The following is a 13880-nucleotide window of genomic DNA, read 5'->3' on the forward strand; positions in this document are numbered from 1 at the left end:
CTTAAAAAGTAATGACGGTCTTACCCTTGGCATGGCCTTGGGCGACTTTTTGTAGGGCCGTGTTGAGTTCGCTGAATGGATAGACCTGCTCAACGACTGGATGCAGCGACTGCTTTTCAAAAATATCAGCGGCTTGTTGCAATTGTTTGCCATCCGCGTGGACAAAAATGAAGAAATATTTCTGCTGACGCTTGGCGGCCATTTTATCCAACCGACTGCCGGCCAGACCAAACAAGATCTTTTTAAAGAGGGGAAGCTGCATCCGCTTGGCGAAGTCGCCATTTGGCATGCCTTTTAATGAAACCAGGCTGCCTCCTTGCTTAAGGATCTGGAATTGTTTTGCCGTTTCCTGACCGCCCAGTGTATCAATAACATAATCAACGTCTTTTAACACTTTGACATAATCAGTCTGTCGATAATCGATAAACTCATCCGCGCCCAACTTTAAGACCCGTGCGGCATTGCGACCGTTGCCATTGGTGATGACATGCAGTCCCATCGCTTTCGCCAATGGAATGGCCATTCCGCCAAAACCACCAGTTCCCCCTGAAATAAAAATTCGCTTGCCAGGCTGCACGTTCAAAAGCTCAAAAGCCTGCATGGCGGTTAGAGCCGTCAGCGGAATCGCGGCAGCCTCCTCATTGGAAAGGTAGGCTGGGACCTTGGCAATTGCTTGACTGTCGATGGCCGCAAATTCGGCAAAGGCGCCAGGGTGATTAAGCGGCAGTCGGGCAAAGACGCGGTCGCCTTTTTGGAATCCTTTAACGTTGGCGCCCAAATCGATGATCTCACCAACGAGCTCATTACCAGCCACGATTGGCAGCCGGTAAGGGATGATCAGTTTGACTTCGCCTTTGGTAATCATGTTGTCAACGGGATTGACCCCGGCAGCTAAAGACTTTACCAACACTTGATCAGCGGTGATGCCGGGCGTTGGCAGATTGCTAAATGACAAGTTGACGTCTTTTTTGTTGTATTGATTAAGAATGGCTGCTTTCATTTTTTTCCTCGCTTGCTTGTTGTTTAAGATTGTCGATAATGTTGCTGAGCGACTGTTGGGATAATTCATTAGCCAGATCAGCTTCGATATTTTGAAAAGCTGGACTTAACGCGCCTTGAATGTACCGGCCAACTGGACAGGCAGCGTTAGGATTTTGATGAATATTGAAAAGGTGGACCTGTGAGGTTTCTTGAACGGCTAGATAGACGTCAAGCAGTGAAAGCTGATCTGCGGGCTTGACGAGAAAATAGCCTGGCTTGCCTTGATGAGTTTCAATCAAGTTGTCATTTTTTAAGAGACTGATGATCTTGCGAATATAGCTGGCGTTGGTGCCGACACTGACGGCCAGATCCTTGGAAGAAAGCGTACGGTCAGATTCGGCAATCATCACCAGAATATGTAAGGCAACGGAAAATTTGGTATCCATGGTTTCCTCCTTTTTGTACTTGTATTTAATACAAATACAAGATTGCTAAAAAGTTTTTCGACAGTCAACAATTATGCTGTTGCTGAGCAGCGTCTTTACCAAAATGGAACGTTTTTGGCTGACGAAATAGAAAAATGCGGTTGTCTGCTTTGCCAATTCAATGTAATAAGGTGTTTAAGGAGCCTTTCCAAGATAGCCAGTAAATGTTCTAGGTAATGTTAATGACTTAGATCAGCAATCTTTTCAAAGTTTTTTGGCAGCCGGTCTTTATGGTCAGCCGTCAATGTTAAGATAAGCTTAAGAAGTTAAAAAGGAGTTGATCAATTATGCCATGGCTTAAATTAAATGCTGGTAGTATTGTATTTGATATAAATATGAAAGACTGCGATGCAACCGAATTAATCCAACTCAAAATCAAAGGTGCAGGCATTAATATCAACCAAAAAAATCGGGAAGTGCCTAAAGAAGAAATGATCTACTTGGCATGCGCATTGAAAAAATGTCTTGCCCAAACCAACTATCACTGGCAGTATGGCGATTCGGTCAATGGTCAATATGGCGTTTTTCTGGAAAGTGAGGAAGGCGATAAGTATGGTGAATTTATTTACTACCTGGAAGCTCACTCAGCCAGCCGTGTCGTAATTGATTTTAATGAGCAAAATATGCGCTTTTTAATGGAATATATTGAAATGGTACTAGGCAAGATTGATTCTGATGGCGAGCTTGCCCAACAGCTGTATGCCAATGGCAAGTTATATTAGCTTATTCATCAGCCGAGCGATTGAAATGTACCAAATCAAGCGTCTGAGTCATGATGCCCAATCAAAAACCCCCGACCAGCGTTAAGCTGAGCGGGGGGGCGAATACCAGGAAAGGCGACTAGTTAATTCGGATGGCACCGGTCTGAAAAACTTGCCAGTTAATCTTCATCGCTGGCCTGGTCGACGGCATCAATCACGCCATAGCGGAAACCGTGCTTTTCCAAGGCAGCCAGTCCACGAATCGTCGTGCCGGCAGGTGAGGCTACCTGGTCGCGCAAAGCGGCTGGGGACTGGCGCGTTTCATAGGCCAAGGCACCAGAGCCCTTTACCATGCTGGCGATTAAGCGGTAGGCAGTTTGCCGATTCAAGCCATGCTTGACGGCGGCATCACTCATGGCATCCATAAAGACGTCGACAAAGGCGGGACCGCAGCCACCAATTACGCCTACGATATCCAGTTGTTCTTCAGAAACCAATACCACGTCGCCCAGATCATTAAGCAATTGAACGATGGTATCCTTAACGGGTTTATCAAACTTAGGATCCAGCGACAAACCAATCGTACCGGCATTTACGGAAACTGGTGTATTTGGAATCATCGTGGCTACTGGATTGTTAACCAGTGCTGCTTGCAGGTCGGCACGCTTAATACCGGCTGCTGCAGAAATGACGATCGTATGCGGATCCAAGGCTTGCAGCTGTTCAGCTACGGCAACCGTAACAGGGGCCGGTGTTGTTAGGATTACAACGTCAGGCTGCAGATCAATCAGACTCTTTGGATCAAAAACCAGCTTAAATTTATACTCGTGCGCCAATTTTTCAACGCGGGGATTTTGTGGATTCATGGCAATCAGATCGTACTTGGTCAAATTGTTCAAACCTTGCATAATGGCGCCGCCCATGCTGCCGACGCCGACGATAGCAACTTTCATACTAATGCTTCCTTTCTATTCTATCGATATCATTTTAATTATATGACTATTGAATCAAATTAACGTAGGAGCCGTTGATAAAGCCCAGATCCTTGGCCTGATACCAAACGACACCATTATTGTCATTAAGTTTGCCGATGATGTCTAAGCGTTCGCCATCAATGACCTTGCCGATGCTTTGTCCATAAGGCTGATCGTAGACGTCCAGTTTCTTTCCCTGTACGTAGTCAACAACGGCCTTGAGATGATTCAGCGGCAAAATTGCCAGCTGAGTGCCAGGTTTTGGCGCCAGGGAATCGTCACTGGGCAGCTCTTTGAAGTCTTTCATGGTATTGCTGTCGTATTTCAGCCAGCGATCGGCATTGACCTCGTACCAGAACTCGCCTTTTTGAGTGGCAATGCGCTGAAACGTCTTGACGAAAATTCCGCCAGGCAGCGGCGTATCGACTGGCATGCCATCGACGTCGTCAAACAGCTGTGTTGGTGTCGACAGTTTTAGATACATAGCCACGTTTTGAACCTCGCCCCATGAATTGCGGCGATAGTACAGGTGAACGCTGTGTGGCTGCATATCAAAGCTGCCGTTCAATTGACCATCAGCTTTGATGAATCGGTAGTTGGGAAACTTCAATTCGACAATGTTAAAAGGCGTACCAACAAAGCCCCGCAAAAGTTGCGGCACTCTTAAATTAGCACCAGTATCGATATCGGTATAGTAGACCCAGATTGGGTTTCCGGTTTTAAATGAATCAGCCATAAAAATCGCTCCATAACTCTAAACGCTTGTTAATCACATTATAACGCTTTCGCATGCTAAAAGGCCTTGAATTATCGAGCAAAATTACCAATCGGCGTCTAAAATTCAAATCATGGTATAATTGACTGGATATTTTTGGCACAAGGTAAGAAAGGGGATTTCAATGACAAGTGCTTCAGTGAGAACCAAACGTCTAACGGCTCAGACATTGCTGTTGACGATTTTGATTCTGCAGGATTTTATTCCAGCGTTGGGAAACATTCCGATCGGCCCATTATCGCTGACAACGCTGCAGATTACGGTTATGATCGGCGCGGTTGTGATGGGACCCAACACGGGGATGCTTTTGGGTGGTACCTGGGGTGTGATTACTTGGCTTAGAGCTTTCTTTTATCCAAGCAGTCCGTTAGCGCCGCTGATTTTTACCAATCCCATCATTGCAATCGTTCCACGGCTGCTGGTTGGTCTGGTTGCCGGCTGGCTGTTCATATGGCTGCGTAAGCTGATGAAGGATCGGTGGGCATTGATTATTGTAGGGGCAATTGGTGCCATGACTAATACAATCCTGGTTTTAGGCGGTATTTATTTGTTTGCCCATACGCCAGCGGTTGCCAAGGGTTATCATACCGATGTTGCTCACTTGGGGACGGTCCTGGGTACGGTCTTGGCTACAAATGGTTTGGCTGAGATGGTGCTGTCGATGATTTTAGTGCCGGCAATTGCCATTCCACTGCTACGATATACACATTTTAATGATCGTAAATAACTGATAAGGCCTTGCCATTATGGTAGGGCTTTTTTTGTTTGGAGCGAGGCCTGAGATTTGGTGGCCGCTGATTGAAGATAATCGTTGCTTTTGGCAATAGTGTTATCTATATTTTGCATCTGTAAATGGTTGACTATTTATGGTCTACATTTATTTATAGTATGCAATTATTTATCGTCTACAATTTATACCATTAAGATTTGATCAATGACAGAAAGGCCCCGCATCACATTATTGTGATACGGGACCGTGTGCTTTCTGTCAGCTTGAAACTTCAGATCAGCATTGTTTAATTTATCAATATCAGTCAGAATTCAAGCCGACATTGTTTTGTGCTACCGGTGCAGATGGCAGACCGATAACCATATCATTTAGTTATTATTCAGCGTCTTGATCGTCATTTTCTGATAAATCCGTTACGCTGGGCGTTTGAGTTGCAGTTGGTACTGGCGTATCAGCAGCCACGACTTCAATATTGCCATCACCATCGAGTTTGGCAGCCAGCTTGTTGACTTGATCGTGATCCAATACGTAGTCAGCAATGCGGTCTTCGATCTGTTCTTCAATAACCCGGCGCAGTGGACGAGCCCCCATCTTAGGATCATAGCCCAGATCAACCAGTTTTTCCTTAACGTCGGTTGGAACCTCGATGTGCAGATTCTTGTCAGCCAGCATGGCATTGACGTCATCCAGCATCAGTGAAACGATCTTCATCAAATCTGGCTTGGTCAGTGGGTTGAACTGAACGATTGCATCGAAACGGTTCAAGAATTCCGGCTTGAAGTAGTCAGTCAGCTTGTCGATGATCGAGTGCGTCGATCCGCTGGCTTCCGGACCAAAGCCAATTGAAGCTTCAGAGTCACCGGTTCCGGCATTGGAGGTCATGATGATGATCGTATCCTTGAATGAAACCGTACGTCCTTGCGAGTCGGTCAGGCGGCCATCGTCTAAGATCTGCAGGAACATGTGCATTACGTCAGGGTGGGCCTTTTCAACCTCATCCAATAAAATCAAGCTGTAAGGATGACGCCGAACCTGCTCCGTTAATTGGCCAGCCTCTTCATAGCCAACGTAGCCAGGTGCAGCCCCGATCAGCTTAGAAGTTGAGGTCTTATCCATGTATTCGGACATGTCAAATCGAATCATGGCGTCTTTGGAACCAAACAGCAGTTTAGCCAGCTGTTTAGCCATTTCCGTCTTACCAACCCCCGTTGGACCAACGAATAAGAAACTGCCGATTGGACGACCGGACTTGTTCAGGCCAATTCGATTACGCCGAATTGCACGAGCAACCTTGTCAACAGCCTCATTTTGACCGATAACGTGCTTTTCAAGCTGCTTGTCGAGATCACGCAGCTTGTTTTCTTCCTGTTTTTGCAGATCGCCAACTGGAATGTGCGTCTTTTCTTCAACGATCTTTTCCATATCTTGAACCGTAACCGTGGCTGCCTGATCCGTGTGGTTTTCTTCGGCATCCTGCTTAGCTTTGGTCAGTTTGGAGACTTGGTCACGGTAGTAGGCGGCCTTTTCATAGTCTTGGCTTTCAACGGCTTGCTGCTTGTGAGCTTCAGCCGTGTGGATCTGATTTTCGATCGTGGCTGGATCAGCTGTCTTTAAGGTCAGATTCTTGCGAGATCCCGCCTCATCAAGCAAGTCGATCGCTTTGTCGGGGAGGAAACGATCCTGAATGTAGCGATCAGACAGCTTAGCGGCAGCCTTGATGGCATCATCGGTGTACTTAACGTGATGGAAGTCTTCGTAACGACCTTTGATCCCATTTAAGATCTTGATAGTTTCCTCAACGGATGGCTCGTTGACCTCAACTGGTTGGAACCGCCGTGCCAGAGCTGCATCTTTTTCAATCTTACGGTACTCGTTCATGGTCGTGGCCCCGATCAGTTGCAGATCACCACGCGCCAGGGCTGGCTTTAAGATGTTGCCTGCATCCATGCCGCCTTCAGCATTGCCGGCTCCCATAATTTCATGAACCTCATCAATAAACAGGATGATATTCTGGTTCTTTTGAACTTCTTTCATTAACTGTTGCATCCGCTGTTCGAATTGACCACGGATCCCAGTGCCTTGAACCAGTGAGACCACATCTAAGCGAATAATCTCTTTAGAAGCGATCTTTTCCGGAACCTGACCAGAGACGATTGCTTGAGCCAGGCCTTCAACGACTGCGGTTTTACCAACCCCAGCCTCACCAATTAAAACGGGGTTGTTCTTAGTCCGTCGATTAAGGATCTCAATGACCCGTGCAATTTCATCATCACGTCCAATTACGGGATCGATCTTGCCTTGGCGGGCCAGGTCGGTCATGTTGACGCCGTATTGGCCCAGTAGACCTTTATTACGCTTGCCGCCGCCATTATTGCCGGACTGAGCATTGTTGAAATTGGCACTGCCTTGATTGTTAGCATCTTGGCCTTGCATGTTGTTCATAGCATTCATAAAGTCTTCGAGACTGCCAAAGCCAAAGTTGTTATTCATTCCATTACCCCCATTCATCAGGTTCATTTGTGCCTGCTGCATGTTTTGATAGCAGCTTTGGCATAGGTCAATCTGCATGCGTTGACCGTTAAAATTCATTTGTAGGTGAATCGTTGCGGGATTTTTTTGACATACTTGACAAAGCATTTAGCTGTACCCCCTCAGAAGTCAAAACTATATTTGACCTTTTTTGACCATAATGCAATTATACTTACTTTTAGTAATATATCAAGCAGTTTAGTCGATAAAAGTCAAATTAATTAATGCTTGATATGATGCGTTTTGTTGATAAAGGTCAAAATGAAGGACAAACTTTCTACCTTTGATTTTAGCACTGGTTGGATGAGAATGCTAAAAACCCCGCCATTTAAAAAAATTCGTTATAATATATAATGTATAAACATCAATCAGGAAAAGAGGTGGGGAATGCATGGCTGCCAAAGACTACCGTCAGCTGCTCGAAGATTTGCGTGCCGGTAAGATTGAGGAATTTGTCGTGACACCCGAGGAATTTATGGACTTCCAACCGATTTATCATGATTATGAGTATCGGACCCAGGTTGAGGGGAAAGCCGAACGGGGCGGAGAATTGCACTATCATTTGATAAAACGCGATTAAATCTGCATTTTGGCGTCATTTGCCAATAAATCGTCTTGTATTTACCGCTTACAATTGCTACAATTAGGATATTGAAAGCGTTGGTTGCCAATTGCCAATGCCCAACAAAGCCTTAAGGAGAATGATTACAATGGAAAAACGCGATTTTACGATTACTGCTGAAACTGGTATCCACGCTCGTCCAGCTACGATCCTGGTACAAACTGCATCCAAGTACACTTCTGACGTTTCCCTGTCATACAACGGCAAGAGCGTTAACCTGAAGTCCATCATGGGTGTTATGAGCCTGGGTGTTGGTCAAAACGCCAACGTTACGATCACTGCAGAAGGCGATGACGAAAAGGAAGCTATTGAAGCCATCGCTGAAACGATGAAGAAAGAAGGCTTGGCGGACTAACATGTCAAGACAACTCAATGGCATCGCGGCTGGTGGTGGCATTGCCATCGCACCGGCCTATTTGCTGGGAGTTCCTGACTTATCCGTTAAGCAGCAGCATACCGATAATGTGAATCATGAAGTCGCTCGGCTTCATGATTCTTTTGCTATTACGGCAAATGAGCTGCGTGAGATCTGTCAGCGTGCCCACGCTCAACTTGATAAACAATCGGCCGTTGTTGTCGATATGCAGCTGCAGCTGGTGCTTGCTGAAGATTTTCAGCAGACCATTGAGCATCAGATTGTTACCAATCAATATACGGCGGGCTATGCCGTTAAAAAAGAAACCGATCGTTGGATGGCAGAAAATGCTGCTGACCAACAAGGCCTGCATCAAAGAAAAATCGCCATGCAGGATCTGTCTAAGCGCTTGCTGAGTCATATTCTGGGAATTGAATTGCCTGATCCTGGCAAGCTCAAACATCAAGCTATCATTGTCACACATAGCCTAACGCCAACCGACATTGCTCGCTTTGATCGACGCTATGTGGTTGGCCTGGTGACGGACCTGGGCGGCAGTACCTCGCATTTTTCCATCATGACCAAGGAAAAATCACTGCCCAGCGTGGTCGGGACCAAAACGGCTACGCGCGAAATTTTGGATGGCACCTCTTTGATCGTTGACGGGGTTCATGGTCGCGTGCTGCTTAGCCCAACGCCGGCTGAGATTGATGAATACGAAAAAAAAGCTGGCGACTATGCTCGTGAAATGGAATCGCTTGGTGTTTTAAAGCATCAACGAACCATCAGTGCCGATGGACGTCATTTTGAGATTGGTGCCAACGTATTTTGGTCCGATGAGGCAGAAGACGCCAAAAACAGCGGGGCAGAAGGGGTTGGCCTGATGCGCAGCGAGTCTTTGTTTATGGGGCGCGATACCTTGCCAAGCGAAGAAGAGCAGTTCCAGATCTATAAAAAGATTATTGCCGAGATGACGCCAGAACGTGTAATCATTCGAACACTGGATATTGGCGGCGATAAACCGATCGCTTCGATTCAAACGCCAGTTGAAGACAATCCGTTTTTAGGCATGCGCTCGCTGCGTTTTTCATTGGCTCACCCCGAGATAATGCGTCCACAGCTGCGGGCCTTGCTCAGAGCCTCAGTATATGGTCGATTGGCAATTATGTTTCCAATGGTCAGCACACTGGATGAATTTTTGGCAGCTCGCAAGATTCTGGATGAAGAGCGCCAAAAACTGGCAGCCCGCGGTATTGGCTGTGCCCGCCAGATTGAGGTCGGAATGATGGTTGAGGTACCATCAGCTGTTGAAATGGCTGATCAATTGGCCCAGTATGCCGATTTTTTCAGCATTGGCTCCAACGACTTGACCCAGTACATGTTTGCGGCTGATCGCGGCAACAGTCAGGTCGCACACCTTTACCAAACGCTGCATCCAGCCGTTTTGCGGGCTATCAAGCATACGGTCGATGCGGCACACGCAGAGGGTAAATGGGTCGGTATTTGTGGCGAGATGGCCAGCAGTTCGCTTGCCACGCCATTATTATTAGGGATGGGAATCGATGAGTTTTCGATGAACAGCTCCAGTATCTTACCGATTCGCTCTTTAATCAGTGAGCTGCACGTTCGACAATTACAGCCACTGGTTCATCAGGCAATGAATGCCCGCAATGCCAAAGAAGTACAAAAAATGATCATGGGTCGGGTTCCCGTATTGAAAAACTTCAATTTCTAAAATTTGATCAAGGTCGCTTCAAATGTCTTGAAGCGACTTTTTTGTAGGGTTAAAATCAGTTATCTGATGACGCAGAATCAGTTACAATGGAAATTACTGAATCTGAATTAGCCGTTCGCCGTAAATGGCGATTGAAAATCAAAGGGGATCGCATTGTGAATATTGGGTTGTTTACAGATACTTATTTTCCACAAGTCAGTGGCGTTGCGACGTCGATTAAGACTTTGCGTGATGAGTTGACAGAACAGGGTCATCACGTCTACATCTTCACTACGACCGATCCAGCCGCCAAGCACGATGATCCGGAAAATGGCATCTATCGCTTTCCCAGCGTTCCGTTTGTTTCATTTACCGATCGACGCATTGCCGTTCGGGGCTGGGTGCGGGCCTTAAAGCTGGCACGCAAGCTAAAGCTGGATATCGTTCATAACCAGACGGAATTTTCCTTGGGGATGATGGGAAAGATGGTTGCCAAGGAAATGAATATTCCATGTCTGCACACATACCATACAATGTATCAAGACTATCTGCACTACATTGCCAATGGTCATATTATCAAGCCGCATGACGTTGCCAAGTTGGCACATCTTTACCTTAAGAACATGACGGGGGTGATTGCTCCTAGCGAAAGAGTACTGGAGACACTGCAAGCATATGATGTGACTGCACCGATTAGAATTATTCCGACTGGGGTTAATCTAAGGGTCTATGCCAAATCGGATACGGCCGCTCAAAAACACGACCTACGTCAAAAACTGGGCTACAGCGATGACGTACCGGTATTACTGTCCCTCAGTCGGCTGGCCTATGAAAAAAACATTCAAGCTTTGATTGAGGCGCTGCCCGATATTTTGCAGACTCGCCCCGATGCCCAGCTATTGATTGTTGGTGATGGCCCAGCACGTGGGACTTTGGAGCGTCAGGTGGCCAAGATGGATCTCAAGGATCACGTTCAATTCACCGGCGAGATCAAAAATGAAGAGGTTCATCATTTTTACCAAATGGCTGACGTTTTTGTCTCGGCTTCTGATTCCGAGTCACAGGGGCTGACCTATGATGAGGCGCTGGCATCTGATCTGCCAATTGTCGTGATGCGCAGTGAATATACCGATGAACTGATTGACGATCCAGCAATTGGAATGAGTTTTCAAAAACGAGGCGATCTGGTCAAGGGCGTTTTGTACTATCTTGATCATCCTGACACGCAAGAGACGATTGCCAAGCGCCAACAAAAGCTGCATGACATCTCATCGGAGGTCTTTGGCCAGCGCGTTATGGATTTTTATCAAGACTGTCAACAGCGACTGCAAGCACAACAGCAGGAAAAGAAGCATCAGCATCATTTGTTTGGTAAACGAGGTTGAGTATGCTAAAAATTACAATGTATTCTTCAGCAGACAAGGTAGCTGGTCAAGGAGTGGGCAGTGCCTACCTAGAGCTGATGCATCTGTTGGAGACCAACTTTAAAGATGAGTTTGATATTGCGGTCAATAAATACCGTACTAGTGATATCAGTCACTATCATACGATCGACCTACCGTTTTGGTTTTCGACTTTTTCCAAAAAACGCGGCCGCAAGATTGGCTACGTGCATTTTTTACCAGAGACGTTAGAGGGCAGTTTGAAGATCCCCCAGCCGTTTCGTGGCATCTTTTATCGCTACGTGATTGCCTTTTATAAGCGGATGGATCATCTGGTCGTGGTTAATCCCTCATTTATCGACAAGCTCGTGGCTTATGGCATTCCCCGTGCCAAAATTACGTATATTCCAAACTTTGTTGATGATACTAATTTCCATCCAGTTGACGCGGTAGAAAGAAGAAGACTGCGCACCAAGTGGGGGATCGCGCATCATCGGTTCGTCGTCGTTGGCAGTGGTCAGATTCAAGAGCGCAAGGGTGTTTTTGATTTTATTCAATTGGCCGAGCAAAACCCGGACGTACAATTTATCTGGGCAGGCGGTTTTTCGTTTGGACGGATTACGGATGGCTATGCGGCCCTTAAAAAAATTGTGGCTAATCCACCAGTCAATCTAAAATTTCCTGGTATCGTGACGCGTCAGCAGATTGCCGAACTCAACAACATTGCGGACCTGTTTTTATTGCCGTCATATAATGAACTGTTTCCGATGTCGGTCTTAGAAGCTTTTAGCTGCGGAACGCCCGTCATGTTGCGGGATCTGGATCTTTATCATTCCATTATTCAAGGATATTATGAGCCCGCCAAAGACGTTGATGAGATGCAGCAAAAGCTTGACTGGCTGCGCAACACGCCATCACGGCTGGCTGAGCTGAAAATGGCGGCCCATACCGCATCACAGCAATACTCTAAGGCCCATTTAGCCAAGGTGTGGCATCGATTCTACCTGGAGCAGGCTAAGGAGGGCTAAGCGATGTCGCGAAAAAATTGGATTGTTTTTATCCTGATGCTGGCGTGCGGCGTGGGGATCTTTGCCTATTCGCTGCGTGATGTTAAGCTGTCTTCAATCATTGGTGATTTGGAACATCTAAACTGGGGCTGGTTTGCTATTGCCTTTTTGTGTATTTGTCTGTATCTGTTTTTAGAAGCTGTTGTGGTCAAGATTTTTATGAACGATCGGCATGATGGCTTCACCTGGAAAGATGCAATTCGAATTCCGTTGGTTGAGCAATTGGGAAATGGTTTGACGCCTTTTTCAACAGGTGGACAGCCGGCTCAGCTGCTGGCTATGATGCAGTCAGGTGTAGACGGTGGCCAGGCCAGCTCAGTTCTGTTGATGAAGTTTGTAGTTTTTCAATCAATGATTGTCATCAACTTCATTATCAGTCTGTTGGTGGGCTTTCATTATATTGCGACCAAGCTGCATGCTCTGTCGCTTTTGGTTGTCTTTGGCTTTTTAATCCATCTGAGTGTGATCGTTGGTCTGCTTTTGGTGATGTACTGGTACGGCTTTACCAAAAAAGCGACCAATATCTTGATTCGACCCGCACATTGGTTTATGAAGCAAGGTCGCTACCAAAAAATGCAAGTCACGCTTAACGAAAAAATCGATACCTTCTATCAAGAAAGTCTGAAGATCAAAAGTGAGTACGGCAAAATGGCCAAGGTTAGTTTAATTACCTTGCTGCAGCTGGCGTTTTACTACCTGATTCCTTATTTCATTATGCTGTCTTTAGGAGTCAAAGGACTAAACATCATTATGGTTATCAGCTTGAATGTCTTGATTTTCATGGTGATCTCACTGTTTCCGATTCCTGGTGGGACAGGTGGGGCCGAGTATAGTTTTTCGGTGTTGTTCTCAAGTTTTGTTGGCTCCGGCAGCAAGTTGGTACTGGCGATGCTGCTTTGGCGAATTTTGACCTATTACTTTGGGATGTTTGCGGGGATGTTTGCCTTGATGGTCAAGCCGGATCGAGTGCACGAACCCGATTGATAACGATATAATAGTCTTAGTCAGAACCTGATCGTTAAGGATTGGGTTCTTTTATTTGGCTGAGGTTTAAGTAATAGGTGTGCCAAAAAATAATAATTATGTAATGAGGTTTGATAATGATTCATTCAGAATTGCAGCGGATTTTACGTCGCTTGGATGCAATGGCAGAGGATACCCATGGTGATATTCAGCAACGTACTTTTTCTGCTTATGGAATTCAGATTTGTACCGTGACGTATCGACAAAGTACCGGTGAATTTGAGCTCGAACAGTTTCAGCCGGCTGCTTATATGACGTTTGATAATCTGGATCTGACGGCAATTGAGGTTTATCGTTGTTTGTACGATTTTAAGAACTCCTTTTAACGTTCACTCGAATATTTAATATGAGTTTAGTTTCTAATCATCGAGTTTCTTGTAAGATTAAAGGCATGATAATTTGATTTGTTCGCAGTTTCTGAATTAACGAAAAAACTTTCAAAATATAGTTGACGATTAGGCAATATATCGGTATAGTAGTTAACGTTGTCGATGAGGCAGACGTTGATTACAGCGAACTTTGCTTCGATTAACTGCTGATGA

Annotated in this window: 14 protein-coding genes; 9 read left to right on the forward strand and 5 right to left on the reverse strand. The window is 45.9% G+C overall.

Annotated elements, in window-relative coordinates; all coding sequences use genetic code 11:
• Position 1: 1 nt before the first annotated feature.
• On the reverse strand, positions 2–1000 hold the full coding sequence (locus HF864_RS06160; RefSeq protein ID WP_169462128.1) for an NADP-dependent oxidoreductase: 999 nt from the start codon (positions 998–1000) through the stop codon (positions 2–4).
• A complete protein-coding gene (locus HF864_RS06165) occupies positions 981–1427 on the reverse strand; it encodes an Rrf2 family transcriptional regulator (protein WP_169462129.1) in 447 nt (148 codons plus the stop codon). The genes HF864_RS06160 and HF864_RS06165 overlap by 20 nt, the downstream gene beginning before the upstream one ends.
• A 326-nt stretch (positions 1428–1753) precedes the next feature.
• On the opposite strand from HF864_RS06165, the gene HF864_RS06170 reads away from it, so the two are divergent.
• Positions 1754–2188 (forward strand): hypothetical protein, encoded by a 435-nt coding sequence (locus HF864_RS06170; protein WP_169462130.1) that lies wholly within the window; start codon positions 1754–1756, stop codon positions 2186–2188.
• Between the two features lie 158 nt (positions 2189–2346).
• Here HF864_RS06170 and proC read toward each other — a convergent pair whose 3' ends face one another.
• Both proC and HF864_RS06180 read right to left on the reverse strand, forming a co-directional pair.
• Positions 2347–3120, reverse strand: a complete 774-nt coding sequence (gene proC, locus HF864_RS06175) for a pyrroline-5-carboxylate reductase (RefSeq protein WP_169462131.1) — start codon at positions 3118–3120, stop codon at positions 2347–2349.
• 46 nt (positions 3121–3166) lie between these two features.
• On the reverse strand, positions 3167–3877 hold the full coding sequence (locus HF864_RS06180; protein ID WP_006500178.1) for a MucBP domain-containing protein: 711 nt from the start codon (positions 3875–3877) through the stop codon (positions 3167–3169).
• Between the two features lie 163 nt (positions 3878–4040).
• On the opposite strand from HF864_RS06180, the gene HF864_RS06185 reads away from it, so the two are divergent.
• A complete protein-coding gene (locus HF864_RS06185; protein WP_169462132.1) occupies positions 4041–4643 on the forward strand; it encodes an ECF transporter S component in 603 nt (200 codons plus the stop codon).
• A gap of 378 nt (positions 4644–5021) precedes the next feature.
• Here the strand turns inward: HF864_RS06185 and HF864_RS06190 are convergent, their stop codons facing one another.
• Complete coding sequence (locus tag HF864_RS06190) at positions 5022–7283, reverse strand: ATP-dependent Clp protease ATP-binding subunit (protein WP_240936886.1); 2262 nt, start codon at positions 7281–7283, stop codon at positions 5022–5024.
• Between the two features lie 283 nt (positions 7284–7566).
• Here HF864_RS06190 and HF864_RS06195 point away from each other — a divergent pair, with 283 nt between their 5' ends.
• The 7 genes from HF864_RS06195 to HF864_RS06225 all read left to right on the forward strand — a co-directional run bounded on the left by HF864_RS06195 (position 7567) and on the right by HF864_RS06225 (position 13664).
• Positions 7567–7755, forward strand: a complete 189-nt coding sequence (locus HF864_RS06195) for a hypothetical protein (protein ID WP_169462133.1) — start codon at positions 7567–7569, stop codon at positions 7753–7755.
• 130 nt (positions 7756–7885) lie between these two features.
• The gene (locus HF864_RS06200) at positions 7886–8152 is read left to right on the forward strand and encodes a phosphocarrier protein HPr (RefSeq protein WP_033935213.1); all 267 of its coding nucleotides are present in this window, start codon (positions 7886–7888) and stop codon (positions 8150–8152) included.
• Between the two features lies 1 nt (position 8153).
• Positions 8154–9887, forward strand: a complete 1734-nt coding sequence (ptsP, locus tag HF864_RS06205; RefSeq protein WP_169462134.1) for a phosphoenolpyruvate--protein phosphotransferase — start codon at positions 8154–8156, stop codon at positions 9885–9887.
• 155 nt (positions 9888–10042) lie between these two features.
• Entirely contained in the window at positions 10043–11251 is a 1209-nt protein-coding gene (locus HF864_RS06210; protein WP_169462141.1) for a glycosyltransferase family 4 protein, read from the forward strand.
• A 2-nt stretch (positions 11252–11253) separates the two neighbouring features.
• A complete protein-coding gene (locus HF864_RS06215; RefSeq protein ID WP_169462135.1) occupies positions 11254–12276 on the forward strand; it encodes a glycosyltransferase family 4 protein in 1023 nt (340 codons plus the stop codon).
• Between the two features lie 3 nt (positions 12277–12279).
• Entirely contained in the window at positions 12280–13299 is a 1020-nt protein-coding gene (locus HF864_RS06220) for a lysylphosphatidylglycerol synthase transmembrane domain-containing protein (protein WP_169462136.1), read from the forward strand.
• A gap of 116 nt (positions 13300–13415) precedes the next feature.
• Complete coding sequence (locus tag HF864_RS06225; protein ID WP_169462137.1) at positions 13416–13664, forward strand: DUF1797 family protein; 249 nt, start codon at positions 13416–13418, stop codon at positions 13662–13664.
• Positions 13665–13880: the final 216 nt, after the last annotated feature.

The organism is Lactobacillus sp. MRS-253-APC-2B (assembly GCF_012843675.1).
In the GTDB taxonomy this organism is placed as follows: Bacteria; Bacillota; Bacilli; order Lactobacillales; family Lactobacillaceae; genus Limosilactobacillus; species Limosilactobacillus pulli.

Bases quoted from the DNA above. Each gene is read 5' to 3' on its own strand.
- HF864_RS06160 (WP_169462128.1), bottom strand. From the start codon at position 1,000: ATGAAAGCAGCCATTCTTAATCAATACAACAAAAAAGACGTCAACTTG.
- HF864_RS06165 (WP_169462129.1), bottom strand. From the start codon at position 1,427: ATGGATACCAAATTTTCCGTTGCCTTACATATTCTGGTGATGATTGCC.
- HF864_RS06170 (WP_169462130.1), top strand. From the start codon at position 1,754: ATGCCATGGCTTAAATTAAATGCTGGTAGTATTGTATTTGATATAAAT.
- proC (WP_169462131.1), bottom strand. From the start codon at position 3,120: ATGAAAGTTGCTATCGTCGGCGTCGGCAGCATGGGCGGCGCCATTATG.
- HF864_RS06180 (WP_006500178.1), bottom strand. From the start codon at position 3,877: ATGGCTGATTCATTTAAAACCGGAAACCCAATCTGGGTCTACTATACC.
- HF864_RS06185 (WP_169462132.1), top strand. From the start codon at position 4,041: ATGACAAGTGCTTCAGTGAGAACCAAACGTCTAACGGCTCAGACATTG.
- HF864_RS06190 (WP_240936886.1), bottom strand. From the start codon at position 7,283: ATGCTTTGTCAAGTATGTCAAAAAAATCCCGCAACGATTCACCTACAA.
- HF864_RS06195 (WP_169462133.1), top strand. From the start codon at position 7,567: ATGGCTGCCAAAGACTACCGTCAGCTGCTCGAAGATTTGCGTGCCGGT.
- HF864_RS06200 (WP_033935213.1), top strand. From the start codon at position 7,886: ATGGAAAAACGCGATTTTACGATTACTGCTGAAACTGGTATCCACGCT.
- ptsP (WP_169462134.1), top strand. From the start codon at position 8,154: ATGTCAAGACAACTCAATGGCATCGCGGCTGGTGGTGGCATTGCCATC.
- HF864_RS06215 (WP_169462135.1), top strand. From the start codon at position 11,254: ATGCTAAAAATTACAATGTATTCTTCAGCAGACAAGGTAGCTGGTCAA.
- HF864_RS06220 (WP_169462136.1), top strand. From the start codon at position 12,280: ATGTCGCGAAAAAATTGGATTGTTTTTATCCTGATGCTGGCGTGCGGC.
- HF864_RS06225 (WP_169462137.1), top strand. From the start codon at position 13,416: ATGATTCATTCAGAATTGCAGCGGATTTTACGTCGCTTGGATGCAATG.